We start from the raw sequence: 25,597 nt of genomic DNA on the forward strand, positions 1-25,597 counted from the left end.
GCCCCGCCGACCTTTCTGCGACAGGCGCCCGTCAACGATGTGTCGGTTGAAATCGGGTGGAGACCGTTGGTGCAAGAGCAGCAGGCGCGCAGTTTGAAGGGGCTCGCGGCAGGCGTGGGGCGGGATTTCCTGCGGCGTGCCTTGCCGGCTCTGCCTGCCTATGTGTTGCTGCTGTTGTTGACGACGGCGGCGCTGTGGGGTGACTCGGGCTGGCAGCTCGGCGCGGCCGTGGCCACGTTGCTGGTCAGCGCGGGCATGGTCGGGGCCATGGCGCGGCGGCGGTATCGCTGGGCGGGCTGGCAGGTTGCGGCGGCCCTGTTGCTGCTGGCGTTGCGGCCGGCATGGTCGGGTCTTGAGCTGGCGGCGGTGGATCGCCTGGTCACGCTGGTGGCAGTGGTGGCGGTGCTGCAGGTGGCATGGAGTTCGTTGCGCCTGTTCGGCTTCTCGCAGCGCTTGCAGCGGGTGGCCGACGCGATCCCGGAGGAGCGCGTGCTGGAGCTGTTGCCGCCGGAAGCGGCGGACAGGGTCCGGGCATGGCTGGCAGGAGACGCCGCCGCTGCGACTGAAATCAAGGTGGTCGTGCGCCTGGCACTGCTGTGCGTTGCGCTTCAGGAGGCCGGTACCCGTGGTGAGCTGCGCCGGTGGGCTTACGCCAGCAGGGATTTGCGCAGGTAGATCCGCTGATGGCCCGGCGGGTAGTCAGCGAGCCGGGCAAACACGTCGTAGCCGTGACGGGTATAGAAGCCCTCGGCTTGCCAGTCGAAGGTGTCCAGCAGGGCGGCGTGGGCGCCGTGCTGGCGTGCGGTCTGTTCGGCCTCGGCCAGCAACGCACTGGCCACCCCGCGCCCGCGGTGGGCGGGGTCAACCCACAGGACATGAACCGTGAGCCAGCCGGCGCAGATGTCGGCGAGCAGGCCGGCGTAGAGGGTGCCGTCGTGATCGTGGCAGGCCAGGCGGACGGGAAGCTCTTCCAGTGGATTGCCACAGGCCTGCTGGTTGAAGGCCAGCAGGCGCTGGCAAAGCTGCTCGCTGTCGTGCGCGCTGGCCGGCCGTGGCGTGCAGGGGGGCATCAGGCGTTGCGGTTGTGGGCGCGCATGGCGCGCTGCTTCTCGCGGGCCCAGTCGCGTTCCTTGGCGGTGTCGCGCTTGTCGTGGTTCTGCTTGCCCTTGGCCAGCGCGATCTCGAGCTTGATCTTGTTCTTGCTCCAGTACATCGCGGTGGGGACCAGGGTGTAGCCGTCGCGTTCGACGCGGCCGATCAGCTTGTCGATCTCCCGGCGGTGCAGCAGCAGCTTCCGCTGGCGGCGGTCCTCGGGGATGGTGTGGGTCGAGGCCTGGATCAGCGGGGTGATCTGGGCGCCGATCAGGAAGATCTCGCCGTCCTTCACGTAGGCGTAGGCGTCGGTCATGTTGCCGCGGCCGGCGCGGATGGCCTTGATTTCCCAGCCCTGCAGGACTAGGCCGGCCTCGAAACGTTCTTCCAGGTGGTATTCGTGACGGGCACGCTTGTTCAACGCGATGGTTTTGTCGGCCGTCGCGTTCTTTGCTTTATCCTTGCCGGTGTTCTTGCTCATTTACGTATTGTCTCCGATTCGGAGGCATTCCGGATATCCATCGTATTCCCCATGCCTACCATCCGCCGAAGCGCCCTGGTCGAACACTCCGCCGAGCGCATGTTTGATCTGGTCAATGACGTCTCCGCCTATCCGCGCCGGTTCCGCTGGTGCGACAAGGCCGAGATCCTGGAGCAGGGCGGGGACCGGCTGGTGGCGCGGCTGGACCTCGGGCTGGGCTCGTTCCGCACCTGGTTCATGACCGAAAACGCGCTGGTGCGCCCGCGCAGCATCGACATGCAGCTGCGCGACGGGCCGTTCAAGCGCCTGCATGGGCGCTGGGACTTCCAGCCGCTGGCCGCCGATGCCTGCAAGGTCAGCCTGGAGCTGGAGTTCGAGCCGACCTCGCGGCTGCTGGGGCCGGCGCTGGCGCTGGGTTTTCAGGGGCTGGCCGATCGCATGGTCAACGACTTCGTGCGCGTCGCCGACCAGGAGGAATGAGGCATGCGGGTGGAGGTGGTGCTGGCCTGGCCGGAACGTTACCTGCAGCGGACGCTGGCGCTGCCCGAGGGCTGCACCGTCGCCGAGGCGGTGGACGAGGCCGGGCTGGATACCGCCGGCGTCACGGTGGCGTTGGCTGTGCATGGCGTGCTGGCGCGCCCGCAGCAGTTGCTGCACGAGGGGGACCGCATCGAGCTGCTGCGCCCGCTGTTGGCCGACCCCAAAGAAAATCGCCGCCGGCGGGCGCGCGGCGGCGATTGATCCCAAGCGGCGCTGGCGATCAGCGGCCCTTCTTCTTGTCCTTGGCCAGGTTGCGGCCGAACTGGCGCACGCTCTTGCGGGCAAGCTCGGCATCCTGGTTCGGGAAGTAGTCGCCTTCCCAGCGGGTGACCATGTCGTTCTCGAAGAACACCGTGAAGTTCTTGGTCTCGGTGGTGCCGAGGCGGTTCACGCGCTGGCTGGCGGTGTAATCCCAACGCTGGGCGTGGAACGGGTCGGCGATGGACGGGGTGCCCAGCAGCGCGTTGACCTGCTGCTTGCTCTGGCCGACCTGCAGCTGCGAGACGGCCTGTTCACGGATCAGGTTGCCCTGGTAGATGGGCTGCTTGTAGATGATGCCGCAGCCGGTGGTGGACAGGGCGACTACAGCAATCAACAGAAGGTTGCGCATTGGGTAGGGCGATTGGGGATATCAGGGCGATGATACACTCCCCGGCACCCAGCGCGATCTGACCGGAGGCAACTGGCGCTAAACCGCCAATGAACACGATGGCCATGGAATCCAACGACCTGCGCAAAGTCGGTCTGAAGGTGACGCATCCGCGGATGCGCATCCTCGCCCTGCTCGAGCAGAACACCCCCCATCACCACCTGACCGCCGAAGACATCTATCGGCAGTTGCTCGATTGCGGCGACGAAATCGGCCTGGCCACGGTTTACCGTGTCCTGACCCAGTTCGAAGCGGCCGGGCTGGTGCTCAAGCACAACTTCGAGGGCGGCCAGGCGGTTTATGAGCTGGACCGCGGCGGCCACCACGACCATATGGTGGACGTGGACACCGGCAAGATCATCGAGTTCGAAAGCCACGAGATCGAGCAGCTGCAGCGCAAGATCGCGGCTGATCATGGCTACGAGCTGGAAGAGCATTCGCTGGTGCTGTACGTGCGCAAGAAGCGTCGCTGAACGCCCGCGCCAGCGGTGGCCCGCCACGGGTCACCGGCCAGCAGGATGAAACGCACAACGCCGGCCCTTGGGCCGGCGTTGTTGTTTGGGGCCTGTCCCGCGTCCATGGGGGAACAGGCCGGGGACACCTTGGTCCTCGACCGGCTCAGGCCTCGGTGAGCAGCCTGCGGGCGGCGGCGCGGGCTTCCTTGCTGACCTCGGCCCCGCCGAGCATGCGCGCCAGCTCTTCCTCGCGGCCCTTGGCGTCGAGCAGTTCCACTGCGCTCTGGGTCATGCCGTCGACCGGGGCCTTGCTGACGCGGTAGTGGGCATGGCCCTTGGAGGCGACCTGCGGCAGGTGGGTCACGCACAGCACCTGGCGGCGTTCGCCCAGGGCACGCAGCTTCTTGCCGACGATGTCGGCCACCGCGCCACCGATGCCCGAGTCCACTTCGTCGAAGACCATGGTGGGGACGGCATCCAGGCCCAGCGCGGCGACCTCGATGGCCAGCGAGATGCGCGAGAGCTCGCCACCGGAGGCGACCTTGCGCAGGGCACGCGGTGGCTGGCCGGCGTTGGCGGCGACCAGGAACTCGACCCGCTCGGCGCCGTTCGGGTCCGGGCGGGCGGCCGGCTGCGGTTCCAGTTCGATCAGGAACTGGCCGCCGCCCATGCCCAGTTCGCCGATCAGGGTGGTGGTGGTGTCAGACAGTGCCTTGGCCGCGTTGCTGCGGCTGGCGGTGAGGATGGCCGCTTCGGCCTGCCAGCGGGCAGCGGCCTTGTCGATCTCGCCCGCTAGGCGGGCCAGGCGTTCGTCGGCGCCACGCAACTGTTCCAGCTCGGCCTCGATGCGCTGCTGGGTGGCCAGCAGCTCCTCCATCGGTACCCGGTGCTTGCGCGCCAGGTCGTGCAGGCGGCCGAGCCGGCGTTCGATTTCCTCGAAGGCATCCGGGTCGCTGTCCAGGTCGTCCTGGACGCGGTCGAGCTGGGCCAGCGCCTCGTGCAGTTGGATGCCGGCCGCGTCGAGCATGCCATCGACCTCGCCCAGGCGCGGTTCGTGCTGGCTGACCCGGCCCAGTTCATGGCGGACCTGCTGCAGCAGTGAAAGCAGGGACGGGGCATCGTCGTCCCCGTTGAGGATACCGCCGGCACGTTGGCAGGCTTCGATCAGGGCGGTGGAATGGGCCTGGCGACGGTGGCTGGCGCCCAGCGCGGTGATCGCCGCCGGTTCCAGTTCCTCGCGCTGCAGTTCACCGAGCTGGTGCTCCAGGAAGCCGATGCGGTCGGAGACGTCGCCCTGCTGGGAGAGGGCATCGCGCTCATCGAGCAGGGCCTGCCAGGTGCCGGTGGCGGCACGCACGGCGGCGCGCTCGGTGTCGTTGCGGGCATAGGCATCAAGCAGGGCCAACTGGCTGGGCCGCGACAGCAATGCCTGCTGGTCGTGCTGGCCATGGATCTCGACCAGGAAGCCGGCCAGCTCGGTCAGCTGCGAAACCGGGACCGGGCGGCCATTGATGAAGGCCCGGGAGCCGCCGTCGGCGCGGATCACGCGGCGCAGTTGGCACTGCTCCTCGTCGTCCAGTTCGTTGTCCAGCAGCCACTGCCGGGCCGGGCTGTCGGCCTCCAGGCTGAATTCGGCCGAAAGCTCGGCCCGGCTGGCGCCGTGGCGGACCACGCCGGAGTCGGCGCGCAGCCCGGACAGGAAGCCCAGGGCGTCCACCATCAACGACTTGCCGGCGCCGGTTTCGCCGGAAACCACGGTCATGCCAGGCCCGAATTCGAGCTCGGTGGCGCGGGCAACGGCGAAATCCTTGATTGAAAGATGTCTGAGCATGGTGGGCAGATGAGTAGGCCGCGCAAAGCTAGCACGCACGCCGGACAGGTCAATGCATGCAGGGGCGCCGGGGCAGAGTAGGCGCCCGGCGTCTCAAAGGATGAGTCCAAGCCTTGAAACGGCAGGCATTGCCCACATACGAGGCCGGGTAGGCGGGCAGAACCTCCGCCAGGGAACCGGAAATGAACCAAGACCACCCCGAAACCGATCATCAGAACGACGCCGTCGCCGACCAGCACGAAGCCCAGGTCCAGGCGCTGCTTGGCGAGCTGGAGCAGGTCAAGGCCGACGCGCTGCGCGAGCGTGCCGACCTGGAGAACCAGCGCAAGCGCGTGGCCCGGGACATCGAACAGGCGCGCAAGTTCGCCAACGAGAAGCTGCTGGGCGAGCTGCTGCCGGTCTTTGACAGCCTGGACGCCGGCCTGGCCGCCGCCGGCACCGAACCGAGCCCGCTGCGCGAGGGGCTGGAGCTGACCTACAAGCAGTTGCTCAAGGTGGCCGCCGACAACGGGCTGACCCTGCTGAACCCGGCCGGGGAGGCCTTCAACCCGGAACACCACCAGGCCATCAGCCAGGTCGACGCGCCGGCTGGCGTGGCGCCGGGCGCCGTGGTGACCGTGTTCCAGAAGGGCTACCTGCTCAACGAGCGCCTGCTGCGGCCGGCGCTGGTGGTGGTGGCCAAGGCCGACTGACCGGCCGGCTGGCCCCTGGTTAAACGGGGCCGGCCAACAGCAAACAGTGTTCCGGGGATGACTTGAATGTCATCGGGTCGTCCCCCACATCCCATTCATCCCCGGCAGCGGCCGGCACACGAATTCTCAGGAGTCCCCCATGGGCAAGATCATTGGTATCGACCTCGGCACCACCAACTCGTGCGTGGCGATCATGGACGGCGGCAAGGCCCGCGTCATCGAAAACTCGGAAGGCGACCGCACCACGCCCTCCATCGTCGCCTACACCAAGGACGGCGAAGTGCTGGTGGGTGCCTCGGCCAAGCGCCAGGCCGTCACCAACCCGAAGAACACCTTCTACGCGGTGAAGCGCCTGATCGGCCGCAAGTTCACCGACGCCGAAGTGCAGAAGGACATCGCGCACGTCCCGTACACCATCCTGGCCCATGACAATGGCGACGCCTGGGTGCAGACCAGCGACGCCAAGAAGATGGCGCCGCAGGAAATCTCCGCCCGCGTGCTGGAGAAGATGCGCAAGACCGCCGAGGATTTCCTGGGCGAGAAGGTCACCGAAGCGGTGATCACCGTGCCGGCGTACTTCAACGACAGCCAGCGCCAGGCAACCAAGGACGCCGGCCGCATCGCCGGCCTGGACGTCAAGCGCATCATCAACGAGCCGACCGCGGCCGCGCTGGCCTATGGCCTGGACAAGGGTGACAACAAGGACCGCAAGATCGTCGTCTATGACCTGGGCGGCGGCACCTTCGACGTGTCGATCATCGAGATCGCCAACGTCGACGGCGAGAAGCAGTTCGAGGTGCTGGCCACCAATGGCGACACCTTCCTGGGCGGCGAAGACTTCGACAACCGCGTCATCGAGTACCTGGTGGAAGAGTTCCAGAAGGACCAGGGCATCGACCTGCGCAAGGATCCGCTGGCCCTGCAGCGCCTGAAGGACGCCGCCGAGCGCGCCAAGATCGAGCTGTCCAGCGCCCAGCAGACCGAAGTGAACCTGCCGTACGTCACCGCTGACGCGTCGGGCCCGAAGCACCTGAACATCAAGCTGACCCGTGCCAAGCTCGAAGCGCTGGTGGAAGACCTGATCAAGAAGTCGATCGAGCCGTGCCGCACTGCGTTGAACGATGCCGGCCTGCGTTCGAGCGACATCAGCGAAGTGATCCTGGTCGGTGGCCAGACCCGCATGCCGAAGGTGCAGCAGGCCGTCACCGAGTTCTTCGGCAAGGAGCCGCGCAAGGACGTCAACCCGGACGAAGCCGTGGCACTGGGTGCCGCGATCCAGGGCGGCGTGCTGGGCGGCGACGTCAAGGACGTGCTGCTGCTGGACGTGACCCCGCTGTCGCTGGGCATCGAGACCCTGGGTGGCGTGTTCACCAAGATCATCGAGAAGAACACCACCATCCCGACCAAGGCCTCGCAGACCTTCTCCACCGCCGAGGACAACCAGTCGGCCGTGACCGTGCACGTGCTGCAGGGTGAGCGCGAGCAGGCCCGCTTCAACAAGTCGCTGGCCAAGTTCGACCTGTCCGGCATCGAGCCGGCCCCGCGCGGCATGCCGCAGGTGGAAGTGTCCTTCGACATCGACGCCAACGGCATCCTGCACGTGTCGGCCAAGGACAAGAAGACCAACAAGGAACAGAAGGTCGAGATCAAGGCCGGTTCGGGCCTGTCGGAAGACGAAATCAACCGCATGGTTGCCGACGCCGAAGCCAACCGCGAGGAAGACAAGAAGTTCCAGGAACTGGTCCAGGCCCGCAACCAGGCCGACGGCCTGATCCACGCCACCCGCACCGCCATCACCGAGCATGGCAGCAAGGTCGGTGGTGACGTGATCGGCAAGGTCGAGGCCGCGCTGGCCGACCTGGAGACGGCGATGAAGGGCGACGACAAGGCCCAGATCGAAGCCAGGTCCAAGGCGCTGGAAGAAGCCGGCCAGTCGCTGTACGCCGCCGCTTCGGCCGGCGAGCAGGCCGGCCCGGCACCGGGTGCCGGCGCCGCCGGCCCGTCCAACGACGACGTGGTGGACGCCGAGTTCACCGAAGTCAAGGACGACAAGAAGTCCTGATGTACCGCTGGCCCTTCCCCGCGTGGGAAGGGCCGGGACCAGGGTCCGGGTTTGCGCAGGCGGCCCCGGACCCTTGTCTTGTCGATGAACCGCCACCTTGCCCTCCCCGGAGGGGGAGGGAGAGAAGAGCATGAGCAAGCGCGATTACTACGAAGTACTGGGCGTGGCCCGCAACGCCAGCGACGAGGAACTGAAGAAGTCCTACCGTCGCTGCGCGATGAAGTTCCACCCGGACCGCAACCCCGGTGACGCGGCGGCCGAGGCCTCCTTCAAGGAGTGCAAGGAAGCCTACGAAGTGCTGTCCGACGGCAACAAGCGGCGCATGTACGACGCCCACGGCCACGCCGCGTTCGAGCACGGCATGGGCGGTGGCGGCGGTGCCGGCGGCCCGGACATGAACGACATCTTCGGGGACATCTTCGGCAACATCTTCGGTGGCGGCGGTGGCCCGCGCCAGCCGCGTCGCGGTGCCGACATCGGCTACGTGATGGAGCTGGACCTGGAGGAAGCGGTGGCCGGCGTGGAGCGCCGCATCGAGATCCCGACCCTGGCCGAGTGCGGTGACTGTGATGGCAGCGGCTCGGAAGACGGCAAGGTGGAAACCTGCAACGTCTGCGGTGGTCGCGGCCAGGTCCGCGTGCAGCGCGGCATCTTCGCCATGCAGCAGGCCTGCCACAACTGCGGCGGCCGCGGCCAGATCATCGCCAAGCCGTGCAAGACCTGCCACGGCAACGGCCGTGTCGAGGAAGACAAGGTGTTGTCGGTGAAGGTGCCCGCGGGCGTGGACACCGGCGACCGCATCCGCCTGCAGGGCGAGGGCGAGGCCGGTCCGCCGGGCACCCCGCCGGGCGACCTGTACGTGGAAGTGCGCGTGCGCGACCACGCCATCTTTACCCGCGACGGCGACGACCTGCACTGCGAAGTGCCGATCCGCATCTCGCAGGCGGCGCTGGGCGACACCGTGCGCGTGGCCACGCTGGGTGGCGAGGCGGAGATCCGCATCCCGTCCGAGACCCAGACCGGCAAGTTGTTCCGTTTGCGCGGCAAGGGCGTCAAGTCGGTGCGCAGCCGCACCGAGGGCGATCTGTACTGCCGCATCGTGGTCGAGACGCCGGTGAACCTGACCAACGAGCAGCGCAAGCTGCTGGAGCAGTTCGAGGCCACCTTCGTCGGCGAGGAAGCACGCAAGCACTCGCCGAAATCGGCCACCTTCATGGATGGCGTGAAGGGCTTCTGGGAACGCATGAAGTCCTGAGGCGACAGTGCGGCGCCACACCCCACCGGACGTTTCCGGTGGAGCCGCCGCCGGACAGGGCCCGGCGCTACGGCGGGGCATTCGTCTTTGTGCTGGATTCGACACGAAAGCCGCAGCTTGCTGCGGCTTTCCGCGTTCCAGGCGGTTGCGTTGGTTGCGCACGCAAGCGTCCTGGGCCGCGCGGTGGCAGGCGGACGTAGAATGTTGCAATGAACAATCCCGACCACAGCCACCTCGTGCATGGTCGCCGGCAGCGCCCCGATGGGCCGTCGCCGGTGGACGTGATTTCCGTTCAATCCCAACTGGTCTACGGCCATGCCGGCAACAGTGCGGCGGTGCCGCCGTTGCGCGCGCTGGGCCTGCGCGTGGCGGAGATCCCGACCACGCTGCTCAGCAATGCGCCGTTCTATGCGACCCTGCGTGGTCGCGTGCTGCCGGCCGACTGGTTCGCCGAGCTGTTGCAGGGCACGAGCGAGCGCGGCTTGCCGCAGCGGGCGAAGATGCTGGTGTCCGGCTACTTCGGCAGCGTCGACAACGGCGCGGCGTTTGCCGACTGGCTCGACGAAGTGCTGCCACAGTCGCCCAACCTGCGTTACTGCCTGGACCCGGTGATCGGCGACACCCATACCGGCCCCTACGTGGAGCCGGGATTGGAACGCGTGTTCGCCGAGCGGCTGTTGCCGCATGCCTGGCTGGTGACGCCCAATGCCTTCGAACTGGGACGCCTGACCGGCATGCCGGCGCTGGAGCAGGACGATGCCATCGCCGCCTCGCGCAAGCTGCTTGAGCGCGGGCCGGAATGGGTGATCGCGCATTCGGTGTCCGGCGATCCGGGCGAGCTGGTGACGCTGGCCATCGGCCGCGATGAAGTGTGGCGCTGGACCTCGCCGCACCTGCCGGTGGACGTGGCCGGCACCGGTGACGTGCTGATGTCGCTGCTGGTGGCCTTCCTGATCAAGGGCCATGCCTTCGAGGACGCCGTTGGGCGTGCGATCGCGGGCGTGCACGCCGCGCTGGAAGCCACCTTGGCCGAGGGCGTGGAGGAGTTCGACGTGCTGGCCGCGGCGCCAGCCGCGCTGGGCACGCCGTACCGCTTCCGCGCCGAGCGCCTGGCGTGACGCAGGACGCGACGGCGATGCCGGTGATCGGCATCGTCGGGAGTGGTGGCGCCTATGGTCGTTGGCTGCGCACGTTCTTCCAGACCCGGATGGGCCTGGAAGTCATCGGGCACGATCCGGTGGATGCCTCGTCGCAGACGCCGGAGCAGTTGCTGGAGCGCGCCGACGTGCTGCTGTTCTCCGCGCCGATCCGGCAGACCCCGGCGCTGATCCGCCAGTACGTGCAGCAATCGGCCGGACGCGAACGTGGCCGGCTGTGGCTGGACGTCACCTCGATCAAAGCCGGGCCGGTCGCGGCGATGCTGGAGTCGCAGGCCTCGGTGGCCGGTCTGCATCCGATGACGGCACCCCCCAAGGCACCCACCCTGAAGGGCAGGGTGATGGTGGTCTGCGAGGCGCGGCTGGATGCACGCTGGCAGGCCTGGCTGGATGCGCTGTGCATGGCGCTGCAGGCCGAATGCGTACGTGGCACGGCCGAACACCATGACCGGGTAATGGCGCTGGTGCAGGCGATGGTGCATGCCACCCACCTGGCGCAGGCTGGTGTGCTGCGCGAGTACGCGCCGATGCTGGGCTCATTGCAGGAATTGATGCCGTACCGCTCGGCTGCGTTCGAGCTGGATGCGACGGTGATCTCGCGGATCCTGTCGTTGAACCCGGCGATCTATGAAGACATCCAGTTTGGCAACCCGCATGCCGGCGAGGTGCTGGATCACCTGCTGCAGCAGCTGCAGCAGCTGCGCGGCCTGCTGGCCGAAGGTAGCGAACAGGCGCGTGCCGCGTTCCGGAAGCAGTTCCTGGACGTCAACCGCGAAGCGGTCGGCGAGCAGACGTTGCGTGATGGCAACTACAGCTTCGAACGGCTCGGCTACCTGCTGGCGGATCTGACCGACCAGCGGGCGATGAGCGTGCACCTGCCGGAGGATCGCGCCGGTTCATTGCGCGAACTGCTGCACGTGTTCGAGCGGCACGGGATCAGCCTGGCCTCGATCCACTCCTCGCGTACGCCGGCAGGCGAGGTGCACTTCCGGATGGGGTTCGTGCAGGCCTATGCGCCCGAGGTGCTGGCCGCGGCGTCGGCGGAGATCGACAGCAGCGGCATTGGCCGGGTGCTGGGGCGCTAGGCGGACGAGGATGCCTGGGCGGGGATGCCATCCCCGCGCCGGGCCCTGCATGGATGTCGAAGCGTTGTTCCTCTCCGGCCGTCCCATCGACTGGCGCCAAGGGGTGAGGGCGTGCCTTGGACGGAGGGGTTTGCGTGCGTCAAGCACTCCCTGCTTCGTGGCCGAGGCGGCTCCTACAGTGGTCGCAGGCGGTGAGACGGTTCTGTACTAATCCACAGGGGGTGTGGATGAAATGTTCACAACCATGTGGATAATCGCCGGCAGCCCTTGGGGCACAAGGCTGTCAAGACAGTTGCCTAAATATTGACCAGTTCAAGGCGATATCGGCAAAGCGCATTCAGGCTCAGGCGCGATACGACTGATTCAAGGACAGTCGGACCTCGCCGTCGGAGGTGAAAAGGCGGCTGCCCTCGCGTATCAGCGGGCGCCCATCGGACAGCTCGTAGCGGATGGAATGCGCCGCGCCGCCGTCTTCGTCCTTGAACTCGATCACGACCCAGCTTTCGCCCTCTTCACTGGTTGCAGGGAACTGTCGGAACGCCATGGCTCGCCTCCTGTCCGCACGATGCGGTGCACGTGCACTGCCGGGGCAGCTTGCCCCTTGCAGCGTTATGCAGGCGTTACCCGGACGTGGTCAATCGATGAACTGCAGCCGGGCCAGCTCGGCGTACAGCCCATCCTGGGCCAGCAGCTCGGCATGCGTGCCTTGGGCGACGATGCGGCCGTGGTCCATCACCACGATGCGGTCGGCCTTGAGCACGGTGGCCAGGCGGTGCGCGATGACCAGCGTGGTGCGGCCGGCCATCAGCCGCTCCAGCGCCTGCTGCACCGCGCGCTCGCTTTGGGCATCCAATGCGCTGGTGGCTTCGTCCAGCAGCAGCACCGGGGCGTCCTTGAGCAGGGCACGGGCAATGGCGATGCGTTGCTGCTGGCCGCCGGACAGGCGCGCGCCACGCTCGCCCAGGTCACTGTCATAGCCCTGCGGCAACTGGCTGAGGAAGTCGTCGGCCTCGGCCGAACGGGCGGCGGCGCGCAGTTCCTCGTCGGTGGCATCCAAACGGCCGTAGCGGATGTTGTCGGCGGCGCTGGCGGCGAACAGGGCCGGCTGCTGCGGCACCAGTGCGATGCTCTGGCGCAGTTGGGCCGGGTCGAGCTGGCGCAGGTCGATGTCATCCAGGTACACCGCGCCGGCGTCCGGGTCGTGGAATCGCAGCAGCAACGACAGCACGGTGCTCTTGCCGGCCCCGGAAGGGCCGACCAGGGCCACCGTCTCGCCGGGGGCAACGGTCAGGGTGAAGTTGTCCAGAGCCGGCTGGTCAGGTCGCTGCGGGTAGTGGAAGGCGACCTGCTCGAAGCGGATCTGGCCACGGACCGGCGCAGGCAGTGGCACGGGTTGCGCCGGGGCAGTGATGCGCGGGGTTTCCACCAGCAGCTCGCCAATGCGGCCCATGCCACCGGCGGCACGCTGCAGCTCATTCCAGACCTCGGCCAGCGCGCCGACCGAGCCGCCGCCGATCAGGGCATACAGCACGAACTGCCCCAGCGTGCCGGCACTCATCTGGCCATCGACCACATCGTGCGCGCCGGACCACAGCACCGCCACGATGGCGCCGAACACCAGCATGATCGCGATGGCCGTGACGAAGGATTGGGTGCCGATGCGACGCCGCGCGGTGGCCACCGATACCTTCAGTGCGTCTTCAAAACGGCCACGTTCGTACGGTTCGCGTGCATGCGCCTGTACCGTTCGCACCGCGCCGAGTGTCTCGGCGGCCAGCGTGTTGGCGTCGGCCACGCGGTCCTGGCTGGCGCGTGAGATCTTCTGCAACTGGCGCGCGCCGAGCACGATCGGCAGCACCGCCAGCGGAATGCCGATCAGCGAGTACAGCGCCAAATGCGGGCTGGTCACGAACAGCATGACCATGCTGCCGACCACGGTGACGGTGCTGCGTAGCGCCACCGACATGGTCGAGCCGATCACGCTGCGCAGCAGCTCGCTGTCGGCGGACAGGCGCGAGACCAGCTCGCCGCTGCGGGTGCGGTCATGGAAACCGGCGTCCAGCCCGATCAGGTGCGCGTACAGCTGTCCACGCAGGTCGGCCACCACCTTCTCGCCCAGCAGGGAAACGAAGAAGAAGCGCGCTGCGGTGGCCAGGGCGAGCACGATCGCCACGATCAAGAGCAGGCCGAAGGCACGGTTGATCTCGCTGCCGCCGCCGGAGAAACCGGTGTCGATCATCTGCTTGACCGCCATCGGCAGGCTCAGCGTGGCCGCAGAGGAGACGGCCAGCGCCAGCAGCCATGCGCTGAACAGCGCGCCATGCCGACGCACGAATGGCCACAGGGTTTTCAGGCTGCCGAGTTTCTTCAGGCGCGGCTCGCGCGGCGACGGGGGGGCTTCAGTCATGGTGTGCAGGCTCGCTCAGGCGCAGGCGATCACGGGTGGCATCGCGCAGGCGGATGGCCAGGGCATCGATGCGGTCGGCCGGCAGGCGCACGTGCAGGCGCAGCCCCTCGGCCAGGAATTGTTCGTCCAGCTTCTCGGCACCGGCGCTGCCCAGCAGGGTGTGCACGATGCCCATGTCCTCGAAGCCACATTGCAGGATGCGCTCGGTCATCGGCACCAACGGGCTGCGCGTGGCCAGCCGCAGGCATTCGGCGGCGGTGCCCCCGTACGCACGCACCAGCCCGCCAGCCCCCAGCTTGATGCCGCCGTACCAGCGGGTGACGACCACTGCGACGCGGTCGTAGCCCTGGCCGTCGATGGCGGCCAGGATCGGCCGCCCGGCGGTGCCGGCGGGTTCGCCATCGTCACTGGAGCGGTACTCGTTGCCGTAGCGGTAGGCCCAGCAGTTGTGCGTGGCATCCGGCGTGGAAACAGCATCGAAGAACACCAGCGCCTCGGCGGCGCTGTTGATCGGGCAGGCCTGGGCGAGGAAACGGCTGTGCTTGATTTCCAGCGCGTGGCTGGCCGGTGCGGCAAGGGTGTCGAGCATTGCCGCCATTCTAGTGGCTGTCGCAGCAGCCGTGCGTTGTGCTCACGGTTCCAGCAACGGGCGCAGGTCACGCGGCACGCGCGCCTCGGGGTAGTCCTGGACGAACTGGCGCAGGCTGGCGCGGGCGCCGTCGAGGTCACCGTTGTCGCGGCGTTCGCGGATGCGCTTGAGCCACTGGTGCCGCGACAGGCCACCGTCAGCCTCGATGTCGGCCGCCTGCGCCTGTTCCCTGCGGGCCTCGACTGCCTTGGCGGTGGCCTTGGCACCGGCATGTGGGATGGGGGCAGACATGACGGGACGTGGCGTTTGCGGCCGTTGCGGGACGGACGCGCGGTCAGCGCCAGCGTCGGCGGCCGGGAACGCGTCGGCCTGTTGTTCGACCGGGGCGCTGATGGCTGCCGGCGCGGGCGCCGGAGGCGCTGGCGGAGCGGGCGGGAGGATGGCGGTGCTGTAGGCCGCCGGTGGGGCGATGACTTCCGCGGCGGCCGGCTCAGCGACGGGAGCGGCCGCGGCAGGCGCAGCCTGGACCCGGGCCCGGGCAGGAGCCGGCGGGGGCACAGGCTCGGTTTCGGCCATGCCTGTGGCGGGCAGCGTCGCCTGGTTGGCGGCGGCATCGGCCGACTGCTGCAGCGGGGGAGCCTCGGCGGTGGGGGCATCAGCCGGCGCCGCCTGGGATTCCGTGGCGGCGGGCAGGGCCATGCCGGGTTGGGGCGGAAGCGGGCGCAACTGCCAGGCAAGGCCAACCACCAGGACCAGCGAGGCGACCGCCGCCAGCGAGGACACGACGCGGCGACGTCGTCCCCAGCCCGTGGTCCGGGGACGGACAGGCAGCGGGGCGGCGACCGGTGCCGCCGCCGGCGGGGTCTCTGCGACCGGGGCTGCCGGTGCACGCGCCATCGCCAGGACGGCGGCGTCCAGGCCTGGGCCGGGGCCAGCGGCTGGGCCCGGACGACCGAGCAGCCGGGCCAGTTCGCGCTCTTCAGCGCTGAGCAGGTCAGACGTGTTCATTGGCTCAACCTCGCGCGCAGCTTGTCCATCGCATAGCGCAGCCGCGACTTGACGGTTTCCCGGCCCACGCCGGTGATCTGCCCGATCTCCTCCAGGCTCAATTCCTGCTCCAGGCGCAGGATCACGACCTCCTGTTGCTCCGGTGGCAGTTCGGCCAAGGCCTGGCGCAGTTCGAGCCGCTGGGCCTGTTCGTCCGCCAGCAGTTCAGGGGTGCAGGTGTCGGCCAGGCGCGCGGTGCGCTCATCGGCGTCGTCCGGGGCCACCGGGCGGTGGCGTGCAGCGCGCCAGTGGTCGTTCAAGCGGTTGTGCGCGATGCGGAACAGCCAGGTGGCGAAGGCCGCGTCGGGCCGCCAGCCGTTGCGGGCATGGATCATCTTCTGCCACACGTCCTGGAACAGCTCCTCGGCCAGCGAGCGGTCGCGCAACTGTCCGAGCAGGTAATGGAACAGCCGCGCCCGGTGGCGCGCATACAGTTCGGCGAATGCGTCGCCGTCGCCGTCGCCGTCGGCGTAGGCGAGCATCAGCGTTTCGTCGGAAGGGGATTGAACGGCGGTATCCACGCGGGAAGCGTAAGTGTTGCGGTGGAGCATGCCTAGTCGGCAAGGCCGGTGGATCGCGGCCTGTTCACGATTGTGAAGCGAAATATTTGCAGGTTTGAACCCGGCCGGGACGGTATGCTGGTTGATGGGGGGAGCTTCGGGGGAACCGGGGCCCAGAGAGACGGAATACATGACGTACAGCGAGTTGGAAACGCGTACCGAATCGACACAGGCCACCAGCCAGACGCCGCTGGAAAAGGTCGTGGCGACGCTGCAGGGACTGCTGCCTGCCGGGACTGCCGTTGCGGTGGCCTGGCGCGACGACGTGCTCGGCGAAGGGAGCTGCGTGCTGCCCGTGGATGCAACGGTGGCGCTGCAGCGGGCCCGGCGTGCCCTTGCCGATGCGCCAGCCGGCGACGATGGCCCCGCGCAGCGCTGCTTCGCCTGGGAGCATGCCAGCGGAGTGCGGCTGGCGGCGGTGATCGATGCGGCCGGCGCCCTGGCGCCGCACCAGTGCCAGGCATGGCAGGGTACGGCGCGGGTGTTGATCGGCTGCGCCATCGATTCGATGCGCCAGCACGTGGAGATCAAGCAGCTGCAGCGGGCGCGCCAGTTGCAGCGGGCGCTGTTCGAGATCGCCGATCTGGCCGGCGCGGACCTGGCGATGTCGGAGATGCTGGGCTATTTCCACCGCATCCTGTGTTCGCTGATGTACGCGGAGAACTGCTACATCGTCGAGTGCGACGAGCGCCAGGAGAGCCTGAAGTTCCTGTTCTACGTCGATACGCAGGACGACTTCGTGCCCGAGGCGGGGCGCAGCTACCACCATGACGAGATGCCCGGCAGCCTGACCTTCGCGGTGCTGCGCCATGGCCGGGTGATGAGCGGGCCGTCGCGGGAGCTGCACCGCTTCCTGGAGTATCCGCCGGATACCAGCGAGGGCGCGGAGAGCCTGGACTGGCTGGGCGTGCCGATGTGGCGCGACAACCGCGTCTGCGGCGCGATCGTGGTGCAGAGCTATGTGGGCGAGGACAGCTACGGCGAGGAGGAACGCGCGCTGCTGGACTTCGTGGCCAAGCAGATCCTGACCACGATGGACCGCCACCAGACGCACATGCAGCTGGAGGAGCGCGTGCAGCAGCGCACCCAGGAGCTGGAGCGCATCAACGTCCACCTGCAGGAGGAGATCGTTGAGCGCCGGCGCGCGGAGCAGTTGCAGGCCGCGCTGTTCAATATTTCCGAACTGGCGATGGGCGGGCTTTGCCAGGACGCGTTCCTTGCGCAGGTGCACGCGATCATCAGCGGGCTGCTGGACGCCAGCAATTTCTACGTGGCGATGGTCAGTGCCAGCGGTGACGGCATCGAGTTCGTCTACTCGGTCGACCGTTTCAACCGCGAACGCCCGTCACGGCCGTTCAGTGCCGGCCTGACCGAGTACACGCTGCGCCGAAGGGCGCCGGTGTTGGCCATGCGTGCGGATATCGATGCGTTGCTCGCCGCCGGTGCGGTAAGCGAATTCGGTGCCAAGTCGTACTGCTGGCTGGGGGTTCCCTTGTTCAGCGACGACGAGGCGGTGGGTGTCATCGCCGTGCAGAGCTATGACCCGGAGACGGTGTTCACGCTGGATGACCAGCGCCTGCTGGTGTTCGTGGCGCGCACCATCGGTGCCGGCCTGACGCGGCAGCGCGACCAGCAGCGCCTGATGCAGGCGCATGCGGACCTGGAACGACGGGTGATGGAACGCACCCGTGAACTGGGGGAGGTCAACCAGAAGTTGCTTGGCCAGATCGGCGAGCGCATGCGCGCCGAGCAGCGCTTGACCCACCTGGCCATGCACGACGTGCTGACCGGGCTGCCCAATCGCCTGCACCTGCAGGACCGCCTGGAACGCGCCATCGAGAATGCCGAGCTGGGCATCGCCCAGCATTTCGCGTTGCTGTTCCTGGACCTGGACCGTTTCAAGTGGGTGAACGACAGCATCGGGCATGCCGCCGGCGACCAGATGCTGGTCGAGGTGGCGCGGCGGCTGGTTGGACTGGTACGGGGCGAGGACGTGGTGGCGCGGCTGGGAGGCGACGAGTTCGCGTTGCTGGTCAGCTGCGAGCGCGGCGCCGATGCGGCGATGCAGTTGGGCCGCCGGCTGCTCAAGGCGCTGGAAGCGCCGATGTGGGTCGATGGGCGCGAGCTGTTCCCGTCCGGCAGCATCGGCATCGCTTTGTGGAACCCACGCTATACCTCGGGTGCGGACCTGCTGCGTGACGCTGATGCCGCGATGTACCGGGCCAAGCTGCGGGGCCAGGACCGCTGCGTGATGTTCGACGGTGCCATGCACGAGGAGGCGGTGCGCAGCCTGGAGCTGGAAGCCGACCTGCGGCGGGCGATCAAGAACCAGCATTTCATCCCGTACTACCAGCCGATCGTCTCCCTGCGGAGCGGCCAGGTGGTGGGTTTCGAGGCGCTGCTGCGATGGCGGCACGAGCGCCGTGGCCTGCTCACGCCCGGGGACTTCCTGGAGCTGGGGGAGGAGAGCGGGCTGATCGAGCAGGTGGACTGGCAGATCTACGAGCGCGTGATCGGCGACCTGGCCAACAGCGCGGCCGGCTATATCTCGGTGAACGTGTCGCCGCGGCACTTCCGTTCGGTCGAGTTCGCCTCGCGACTGCTGGGCCTGTTGGATGCCGCGGGTGCGGACCCGGAGCGACTGCGGGTGGAGATCACCGAGATGGCCCTGCTCGACGACGCGCCGCGTACCCTGCAGACCCTGCACCAGCTGCGCGAGCGTGGCGTGGTGGTGCAGCTGGACGACTTCGGCACGGGGTATTCGGCGTTGTCGTACCTGCACCGGTTCCCGATCAGTGCGCTGAAGGTGGACCGCAGTTTCGTCGCCGGCCTGCATGCGGAGACCGGCAAGAGCACGATGGCGCTGGTCGAGGGGGTGCTGTCGCTGGCCCGCACGCTGGGCATCGAGACCATCGGCGAAGGCGTGGAGAACGACCGGCAGCTGCAGACCCTGCTGGAGCTGGGCTGCAGCTTCGGACAGGGGTATCTGCTGGGCTATCCGTCGCCGGGCGAAGCGGTGTTGCCGCGCGCTGCGGCGGGCTAGGGCAGAGGGGGCGGATCGGGCGCGAAGCCGTTGGTGCCAGGGCTTCGCGGTCCGGGTGGAATGTCAGCTTCGCGGCCAAGGCCGCTCCTACGGCAGGCGCGCGGTAGGAGTGCCTCCAGACACTGCTTCAGCGCAGGGCGCTGCGCTTCTTCTCATCGAACCACTTGTCCGCCTGCGCCGGCGAATACGCGCGCATCCATTCCAGCATCTGCACGGCGTCGTCGCCGTACCACAGGTCCTCGCGCTGCTCCGGGTGCAGGAAGCGCTCGCTGACCATGGTGTCGATCATGTGGATCAGCGGCTTGTAGAAGCCGTCGATGTCGAGGAACGCGCAGGGCTTCTTGCCGATGCCGAGCTGGCGCCAGGTCAGCATCTCGAAGATTTCCTCGGCGGTGCCGAAGCCGCCGGGCAGGGCGACGAAGGCGTCGGACAGGTCGAACATGCGCGACTTGCGCTCGTGCATCGAGCCGACGATCTCCAGCGTGGTCACGCCCTTGTGCGCCACTTCCATGTCCACCAGGTGCTGCGGGATCACCCCGGTGACTTCTCCGCCGGCCGCCAGCACGCCATCGGCCACCGCGCCCATCAGGCCGGTGCGGCCACCGCCATACACCAGGCGCAGTCCTTCGGCGGCGATGCGCTTGCCCAGCGCGGTGGCCTGTTCGACGTAGACGGGTTTGGCGCCGGGGTTGGAGCCGCAATAGACGCAGATGGACTTCATGGAAGATTCCTGGGAAACGAGAGGTGTTCCGTCCGGCACCGATGAACAGGCGCAGGACGCGGAAGATGCAAAAGCAAGAAGGCCCCGCCGGGGCGGAGCCTTCTTGTCACAGGCCAGTGATGCTTAGTTGGCCTTGTGGATGGCGCGCTTGGTGACCGCCATCGCCGCGTCGTGCACTGCCTCGGACAGCGACGGGTGGGCGTGGCAGATGCGGGCCAGGTCGTCGGACGAGCCGCTGAACTCCATGGTCAGCACGCCTTCGTGGACCAGTTCGGAGACGTTGGCGCCCACCAGGTGCATGCCCAGCACGCGGTCGGTCTCGGCGTGTGCCAGCACCTTGACGAAGCCGGCCGGCTCGACCATCGCAACCGCACGGCCGTTGGCGGCGAACGGGAAGCTGCCGGCCTTGTACGGGATGCCCTCGGCCTTGAGCTGGGCTTCGGTCTTGCCGACCCATGCCAGTTCCGGCTCGGTGTAGATGACCCACGGGATGGTGTCGAAGTTGACGTGGCCCGGCAGGCCGGCGATCAGTTCGGCAACCGCGATGCCTTCCTCGAAGCCCTTGTGCGCCAGCATCGGGCCGCGCACGCAGTCGCCCACCGCCCAGACGCCATCGACGCCGGTGTGGCAGTGGTCGTCGACCACGATCTGGCCGCGCTCGTTGACCTGCACGCCGGTGCCATCGGCCAGCAGGCCGTTGGTGGCGGCGCGACGGCCGACGGCCACCAGCAGCTTGTCGACGGTCAGCGTCTTCTCGCCTTCGGCGTCGGTGTAGGTGACGATGACTTCCTCGCCCTTGATCTCGGTCTTGGAGACCTTGGCGTTGAGGCGGATGTCCAGGCCCTGCTTCTTGAATTCCTTGGCGGCGACCTTGGCCACTTCGGCATCGGCGGCGGCCAGAAACTCCGGCAGTGCTTCCAGGATCACCACTTCCGAACCCAGGCGCTTCCACACGCTGCCCAGTTCCAGGCCGATCACGCCGGCGCCGATCACGGCCAGGCGCTTGGGCACTTCGGTGAAGTCCAGTGCGCCGACGTTGTCGACGATGTGCTTGCCGTCGAACTTGGCGAACGGCAGTTCGATCGAATCCGAACCGGCGGCGATGATGACGTTGGTGCCCTTGAGCTCGACTTCGCTGCCGTCATGCTGCTTGACGGTGACCAGGTTGCCGGCCTTGAGCTGGCCGAAGCCGTAGTAGGTGGCGACCTTGTTGGCCTTGAACAGCTGTGCGATGCCGCCGGTGAACTGCTTCACGATGGCGTCCTTGCGGCCGACCATCTTGTTCACGTCGATCTTGGCGTCGTTGAAGCTGATGCCGTGCTGGTCGAAGATGTGGCCCATGTTCCAGTACTGGCGCGAGGAGTCCAGCAGCGCCTTGGACGGGATGCAGCCCACGCGCAGGCAGGTGCCGCCCAGTGCCGGCTTGCCGTCCTTGCCCAGCGCTGCGTCGATGCAGGCGGTCTTCAGGCCCAGCTGTGCGGCGCGGATGGCGGCGTGGTAGCCGGCCGGGCCGGCACCGATGACGACGACGTCGAATTGTTCAGCCATTAGAGATTCCTTGTTTCCTATCCCTTCTCCCGCCGGGAGAAGGTGGCGCGAAGCGCCGGATGAGGGTGCCGCAGTCGTTCAATCAAAGAGTCGTGATTCGAAACGGGCCGCCGCGAGTAGAGCAGGTGAACAGCGGGTGCTTTGCCTTGGCGGCTCGCGGCGGCTCGTTGATCTTCAATGAGCCGCAGACGGGCTGCTTGGCGCCCCCAACCCCTCTCCCGGAGGGAGAGGGGCTACAGGCCTGTTACAGGCCGAACAGCATGCGGCCCGGGTTTTCCAGCTGGTTCTTGATGTCCACCAGGAACTGCACCGAGTCCTTGCCGTCGATGATGCGGTGGTCATAGGACATGGCCAGGTACATCATCGGCGCGATCACGACCTGGCCGTTCTCGGCGATCGGACGGTCCTTGATGGCGTGCATGCCCAGGATGGCGCTCTGCGGCGGGTTGACGATCGGGGTCGACATCAGCGAGCCGAAGGTGCCGCCGTTGGTGACGGTGAAGGTGCCGCCCTGCAGTTCTTCCAGCGACAGCTTGCCGTCGCGGGCCTTCTTGGCGTAGTCGGCGATCGCCTTCTCGATGTCGGCGAAGGACATGCGCTCGACGTTGCGCAGCACCGGGGTCACCAGGCCCTTGTCGGTCGACACGGCGATGGAGATGTCCGAGTAGCCGTGATAGATGATGTCGTCACCATCGATGGAAGCATTGACCAGCGGGAAGCGCTGCAGCGCGTTGGCGGCGGCCTTCACGAAGAAGCTCATGAAGCCCAGCTTGATGCCGTGGGCCTTGACGAACTCTTCCTGCAGTTCCTTGCGCGCGGCCGACACCTTGGACAGGTTGACCTCGTTGAAGGTGGTCAGCATGGCGGTCGAGTTCTTCGACTGCATCAGGCGCTCGGCGATGCGCTTGCGCATGCGGGTCATCGGCACGCGTTCTTCCGGACGTGCGCCGCCGGCCTTGCCGACGCCGCCGTTGCGGGCGAAGTTGACGATGTCTTCCTTGGTCACGGCGCCGTGGCGGCCGGTGCCGGACACGTCAGCCGGGTTCACGCCTTCGGTGATGGCCGAGAAGCGGGCGCCCGGGGGCAGGCCGTCGGCGGCCGACTTGGCAGCCGGTGCCGGGGCGGCGGCCGCGGCCGGAGCAGCGGCGGCAACCGCGCCTTCCTCGATGATGGCCAGGATCTGGTTCGAGGTGACGGTGTCGCCTTCCTTGAACTTGATTTCCTTCAGCACGCCATCAACCGGTGCCGGCACTTCCAGCACGACCTTGTCGGTTTCCAGGTCGAGCAGGTTCTCATCACGCTTGACCGCTTCACCCGCCTTCTTGTGCCAGCTGGCGATGGTGGCGTCGGAGACGGATTCGGGCAGTACCGGTACTTTGACTTCGGTGGCCATGTGGCTGTTTTCCTGGTTTCGTTTTCTTGTGGAAAAAGGGGCTTATTCGGCGTAGTTGTCGTTGAAGGTGTTGACCAGTGCGTCGGCCAGCAACTGCGACAGTTCGCGCAGGTGGTCGGACATGTGGCCCACAGCCGGCGACGGCGAACGCGGACGGCCTGCGTAATGCAGCGACTGGCCATCGGCCAGGCATGCCTGCAGGTGGTGCTTGATCTGGTACCAGGCACCCTGGTTCATCGGCTCTTCCTGGCACCACACCACGTCGGCCTTGCCGTACTTCTTCAGCTCGGCGACCAGCGCCGGGCGCGGGAACGGGTAGAGCTGCTCCACGCGGACCAGGGCGACGTCTTCCTGACCACGCTTGGTCACGTCCTCCAGCAGGTCGTAGTAGACCTTGCCCGAGCACAGCACCACGCGCTTGACCTTGTTGATGTCCTTGGCGGTGGTGTCGCTGATCAGGTGCTGGAACTCGCCGTTGGCCAGTTCGTCCAGGGTCGAGACGGCCAGCTTGTGGCGCAGCAGCGACTTGGGCGACATGACGATCAGCGGCTTGCGGGTGTCCATGCGCATCTGGCGACGCAGCATGTGGAACGCCTGGGCCGGGGTGGACGGCACGCAGACCAGCATGTTCTCCAGCGCGCACAGCTGCAGGAAGCGCTCCAGGCGCGCCGAGCTGTGTTCCGGGCCCTGGCCTTCGTAGCCGTGCGGCAGCAGCAGGGTCAGGCCGGAGATGCGGCCCCACTTGGCTTCACCGGAGGCGATGAACTGGTCGATCACGACCTGCGCCCCGTTGGCGAAGTCACCGAACTGGCCTTCCCAGATGCACAGGGTGTTGGGGTCGGTGGTGGAGAAGCCGTACTCGAACGCCATCACGGCTTCTTCGCTGAGCAGCGAGTCGATGATGGTGGCCTGCTCCGGCGACTGGACCAGCTGGCGCAGCGGCAGGTAGTAGTTGTCGGTCTTCTGGTCGTGCAGGATCGCGTGGCGGTGGGTGAAGGTGCCGCGGCCCACGTCCTGGCCGACCAGGCGCAGGCTGTTGCCTTCGTCCAGCAGGGTGGCGTAGGCGAGGTTCTCGGCAAAGCCCCAGTCGCCCGGGATCTCGCCGGCGGCCATCTTGCGACGGTCGTCGTACACCTTGGCCACGCGCGAGTGCAGCTCCACGCCGTCCGGGACGGTGTTGATCATCGTGGCCAGCTGGGTCAGCTTGCCCATCTCGACCTGGGTGCTGACCGGGTCGGACAGCTTGCCGGACAGGTAGCGCGGCCAATCCACGTACATCTTGCTGGTGGTCGGGGTCTTCTCGACCACGGCCAGCTCGGTGGTGACTTCGCCCGAATCCAGCTTGTTGCGGTAGGCGTCGACCATTTCCTTGCCGGCACCGGCGGCGATCACGCCGGCGGCTTCCAGCTGCTCGGCGTAGAGCTCGCGGGTGGTCTTGTGCTTGCGGATCACCTGGTACATCAGCGGCTGGGTGATCGCCGGCTCGTCGGCCTCGTTGTGGCCCCAGCGGCGGTAGCAGACCAGGTCGATCACGACGTCCTTGTGGAACTGCTGGCGGAAGTCATAGGCCAGCTTGGCGGCGAACACCACCGCTTCCGGGTCGTCGCCGTTCACGTGCAGGACCGGGGCAGCGACCATCTTGGCGATGTCGGTGCAGTACAGGGTCGAGCGCGAGTCGTCGCGGTTGGATGTGGTGAAACCCACCTGGTTGTTGATGACGATGTGCACGGTGCCGCCGACGGTGAAACCGCGGGCCTGCGACATCTGGAACAGCTCCATCACCACGCCCTGGCCGGCGAATGCGGCGTCGCCGTGGATCAGGATCGGCATCACCTGCTTGCGCGCGGTGTCGTTGCGGCGTTCCTGGCGCGAACGCACCGAACCGGCGACCACCGGGTCGGCGATCTCCAGGTGCGACGGGTTGAAGGCCAGGGCCAGGTGGACCGGGCCGCCATCGCTGGCGACGTCGGCCGAGAAGCCCATGTGGTACTTCACGTCACCGGCGACGGCACGGTCGTCGTGCTCGAACTTGCCTTCGAATTCGTCGAACAGCTTGCGCGGGTTCTTGCCGAGGGTGTTGACCAGCACGTTGAGGCGGCCGCGGTGGGCCATGCCGATCACCACGTCCTTGACGCCTTCCTTGCCGGCGTCGCGGATGATGGTGTCCATCATCGGGATCAGCGAGTCGCCGCCTTCCAGCGAGAAGCGCTTCTGGCCGACGTACTTGGTGTGCAGGTAGCGTTCCAGGCCCTCGGCGGCGGTCAGGCGTTCGAGCGTGCGGCGCTTGGTGTCGGCATCGAGGTTGTAGTTGCCGCCGGCCTGCTCCAGGCGCTTGTACAGCCACTGGCGCTGCTCGACTTCGGCGATGTACATGAACTCGGCGCCGATGGAGCCGGTGTAGGTCGCCTTCAGGCGTGCCAGCAGGTCACGCAGCTTCATGCGCGGCTGGCCGCCCACGCCACCGGTGCTGAACTCGTCGTTGAGGTCGGCATCGCTGAGGTTGTGGAACGGCAGGCTGAGGTCCGGCGGGTTGGTCGGCGGGGTCAGGCCCAGCGGATCAAGGTTGGCGCCGAGGTGGCCGCGCGAACGGTAGGCGGTGATCAGGCGGCCGACGTTGCGCTCGCGCTCGTCGCCTTCGCCAGCGGAGAAGCCTGCGTTGAACGCGTTCTTGGCGGCTTCGGTGATGTGGGCGATGGCGGCAGAGTGCGGGACATCACCAGCTTCGCGGCCCTTGAAGCCGTCGAAGTAGGACTTCCACTTGGGGTCCACACTGTCCGGGGAGACGAGGTACTGCTCGTACAGGTCCTCGACATAGGAGGCGTTGCCGCCGGCGAGTTGCGATGACTGCGCAAACTGCTTCAGTAGATTGTCCACGATGGAGGGTCGGATTCGCTTGTGGGGTAATTCTGGGGAAACCGGCGGAGCCTGGCTGCAGCGCTCCGCGCGGGCGTGTTCTAACCGCTGAATTATACCCCTCACGGGACAGGAAG

At 67.4% G+C, this 25,597-nt stretch carries 23 protein-coding genes; 10 read left to right on the forward strand and 13 right to left on the reverse strand.

The window, feature by feature from the left end; genetic code table 11:
• The first annotated feature begins 69 nt into the window (after positions 1-69).
• The gene (locus ACIPR8_RS05905; RefSeq protein ID WP_192288162.1) at positions 70-675 is read left to right on the forward strand and encodes a hypothetical protein; all 606 of its coding nucleotides are present in this window, start codon (positions 70-72) and stop codon (positions 673-675) included.
• Here ACIPR8_RS05905 and ACIPR8_RS05910 read toward each other — a convergent pair.
• Both ACIPR8_RS05910 and smpB read right to left on the reverse strand, forming a co-directional pair.
• Positions 648-1,070 (reverse strand): GNAT family N-acetyltransferase, encoded by a 423-nt coding sequence (locus ACIPR8_RS05910; protein WP_446540416.1) that lies wholly within the window; start codon positions 1,068-1,070, stop codon positions 648-650. The two genes, ACIPR8_RS05905 and ACIPR8_RS05910, sit on opposite strands and share 28 nt — an antisense overlap.
• A complete protein-coding gene (smpB, locus tag ACIPR8_RS05915; RefSeq protein ID WP_132864318.1) occupies positions 1,070-1,573 on the reverse strand; it encodes an SsrA-binding protein SmpB in 504 nt (167 codons plus the stop codon). Before smpB ends, ACIPR8_RS05910 begins: the two co-directional genes overlap by 1 nt.
• A 51-nt stretch (positions 1,574-1,624) precedes the next feature.
• Here smpB and ACIPR8_RS05920 point away from each other — a divergent pair, with 51 nt between their 5' ends.
• Together ACIPR8_RS05920 and ACIPR8_RS05925 are read left to right on the forward strand one after the other, a co-directional pair.
• Positions 1,625-2,053 (forward strand): type II toxin-antitoxin system RatA family toxin, encoded by a 429-nt coding sequence (locus ACIPR8_RS05920; RefSeq protein ID WP_313251122.1) that lies wholly within the window; start codon positions 1,625-1,627, stop codon positions 2,051-2,053.
• A 3-nt stretch (positions 2,054-2,056) separates the two neighbouring features.
• On the forward strand, positions 2,057-2,314 hold the full coding sequence (locus ACIPR8_RS05925; protein ID WP_446540417.1) for an RnfH family protein: 258 nt from the start codon (positions 2,057-2,059) through the stop codon (positions 2,312-2,314).
• Between the two features lie 19 nt (positions 2,315-2,333).
• On the opposite strand, the gene ACIPR8_RS05930 is transcribed toward ACIPR8_RS05925, so the two are convergent.
• Positions 2,334-2,723 (reverse strand): outer membrane protein assembly factor BamE, encoded by a 390-nt coding sequence (locus ACIPR8_RS05930; RefSeq protein WP_132864315.1) that lies wholly within the window; start codon positions 2,721-2,723, stop codon positions 2,334-2,336.
• Between the two features lie 104 nt (positions 2,724-2,827).
• Here ACIPR8_RS05930 and fur point away from each other — a divergent pair, with 104 nt between their 5' ends.
• Entirely contained in the window at positions 2,828-3,235 is a 408-nt protein-coding gene (fur, locus tag ACIPR8_RS05935) for a ferric iron uptake transcriptional regulator (RefSeq protein WP_165931239.1), read from the forward strand.
• A 145-nt stretch (positions 3,236-3,380) separates the two neighbouring features.
• Here the strand turns inward: fur and recN are convergent, their stop codons facing one another.
• Positions 3,381-5,048, reverse strand: coding sequence for a DNA repair protein RecN (gene recN, locus ACIPR8_RS05940; RefSeq protein ID WP_446540418.1), 1,668 nt, complete (start codon positions 5,046-5,048; stop codon positions 3,381-3,383).
• A 182-nt stretch (positions 5,049-5,230) separates the two neighbouring features.
• Between recN and grpE the strand changes: the two genes are divergently transcribed.
• From grpE to ACIPR8_RS05965, 5 genes are all read left to right on the forward strand, one after another.
• On the forward strand, positions 5,231-5,740 hold the full coding sequence (gene grpE / locus ACIPR8_RS05945) for a nucleotide exchange factor GrpE (protein ID WP_132864312.1): 510 nt from the start codon (positions 5,231-5,233) through the stop codon (positions 5,738-5,740).
• A 139-nt stretch (positions 5,741-5,879) separates the two neighbouring features.
• A complete protein-coding gene (dnaK, locus tag ACIPR8_RS05950; protein ID WP_192288167.1) occupies positions 5,880-7,802 on the forward strand; it encodes a molecular chaperone DnaK in 1,923 nt (640 codons plus the stop codon).
• 130 nt (positions 7,803-7,932) lie between these two features.
• Positions 7,933-9,057 (forward strand): molecular chaperone DnaJ, encoded by a 1,125-nt coding sequence (gene dnaJ / locus ACIPR8_RS05955; RefSeq protein WP_132864310.1) that lies wholly within the window; start codon positions 7,933-7,935, stop codon positions 9,055-9,057.
• A 209-nt stretch (positions 9,058-9,266) separates the two neighbouring features.
• Positions 9,267-10,175: a pyridoxal kinase gene (gene pdxY / locus ACIPR8_RS05960; protein WP_446540419.1), complete on the forward strand. Its 909-nt coding sequence runs from the start codon at positions 9,267-9,269 to the stop codon at positions 10,173-10,175.
• 17 nt (positions 10,176-10,192) lie between these two features.
• On the forward strand, positions 10,193-11,299 hold the full coding sequence (locus ACIPR8_RS05965) for a prephenate dehydrogenase (protein ID WP_446540632.1): 1,107 nt from the start codon (positions 10,193-10,195) through the stop codon (positions 11,297-11,299).
• 343 nt (positions 11,300-11,642) lie between these two features.
• Here ACIPR8_RS05965 and ACIPR8_RS05970 read toward each other — a convergent pair whose 3' ends face one another.
• The 5 genes from ACIPR8_RS05970 to ACIPR8_RS05990 form a co-directional block, all read right to left on the reverse strand.
• Positions 11,643-11,843 carry a hypothetical protein gene (locus ACIPR8_RS05970; protein ID WP_132864308.1) on the reverse strand — a complete coding sequence of 67 codons (201 nt, stop codon included), beginning with the start codon at positions 11,841-11,843 and terminating at the stop codon, positions 11,643-11,645.
• Between the two features lie 90 nt (positions 11,844-11,933).
• A complete protein-coding gene (locus tag ACIPR8_RS05975) occupies positions 11,934-13,706 on the reverse strand; it encodes an ABC transporter transmembrane domain-containing protein (protein WP_446540420.1) in 1,773 nt (590 codons plus the stop codon).
• A complete protein-coding gene (locus tag ACIPR8_RS05980) occupies positions 13,699-14,295 on the reverse strand; it encodes an IMPACT family protein (protein WP_192288171.1) in 597 nt (198 codons plus the stop codon). The genes ACIPR8_RS05975 and ACIPR8_RS05980 overlap by 8 nt, the downstream gene beginning before the upstream one ends.
• 42 nt (positions 14,296-14,337) lie before the next feature.
• Positions 14,338-15,303 carry a hypothetical protein gene (locus ACIPR8_RS05985; RefSeq protein ID WP_446540421.1) on the reverse strand — a complete coding sequence of 322 codons (966 nt, stop codon included), beginning with the start codon at positions 15,301-15,303 and terminating at the stop codon, positions 14,338-14,340.
• Positions 15,300-15,863, reverse strand: a complete 564-nt coding sequence (locus tag ACIPR8_RS05990) for an RNA polymerase sigma factor (protein WP_446540422.1) — start codon at positions 15,861-15,863, stop codon at positions 15,300-15,302. Before ACIPR8_RS05990 ends, ACIPR8_RS05985 begins: the two co-directional genes overlap by 4 nt.
• A 169-nt stretch (positions 15,864-16,032) precedes the next feature.
• Here ACIPR8_RS05990 and ACIPR8_RS05995 point away from each other — a divergent pair, with 169 nt between their 5' ends.
• Positions 16,033-18,945 carry a bifunctional diguanylate cyclase/phosphodiesterase gene (locus ACIPR8_RS05995; protein WP_446540423.1) on the forward strand — a complete coding sequence of 971 codons (2,913 nt, stop codon included), beginning with the start codon at positions 16,033-16,035 and terminating at the stop codon, positions 18,943-18,945.
• Between the two features lie 127 nt (positions 18,946-19,072).
• Here the strand turns inward: ACIPR8_RS05995 and ACIPR8_RS06000 are convergent, their stop codons facing one another.
• The 4 genes from ACIPR8_RS06000 to ACIPR8_RS06015 form a co-directional block, all read right to left on the reverse strand.
• Positions 19,073-19,666 carry an LOG family protein gene (locus ACIPR8_RS06000; RefSeq protein ID WP_132864302.1) on the reverse strand — a complete coding sequence of 198 codons (594 nt, stop codon included), beginning with the start codon at positions 19,664-19,666 and terminating at the stop codon, positions 19,073-19,075.
• A 123-nt stretch (positions 19,667-19,789) separates the two neighbouring features.
• The gene (lpdA, locus tag ACIPR8_RS06005; protein ID WP_446540424.1) at positions 19,790-21,214 is read right to left on the reverse strand and encodes a dihydrolipoyl dehydrogenase; all 1,425 of its coding nucleotides are present in this window, start codon (positions 21,212-21,214) and stop codon (positions 19,790-19,792) included.
• 244 nt (positions 21,215-21,458) lie between these two features.
• Positions 21,459-22,607 (reverse strand): dihydrolipoyllysine-residue succinyltransferase, encoded by a 1,149-nt coding sequence (sucB, locus tag ACIPR8_RS06010; RefSeq protein ID WP_446540425.1) that lies wholly within the window; start codon positions 22,605-22,607, stop codon positions 21,459-21,461.
• Positions 22,608-22,649: 42 nt separating this feature from the next.
• Complete coding sequence (locus tag ACIPR8_RS06015) at positions 22,650-25,481, reverse strand: 2-oxoglutarate dehydrogenase E1 component (RefSeq protein ID WP_192288177.1); 2,832 nt, start codon at positions 25,479-25,481, stop codon at positions 22,650-22,652.
• Between the last annotated feature and the right edge of the window lie 116 nt (positions 25,482-25,597).

The organism is Stenotrophomonas sp. LARHCG68, assembly GCF_052871705.1.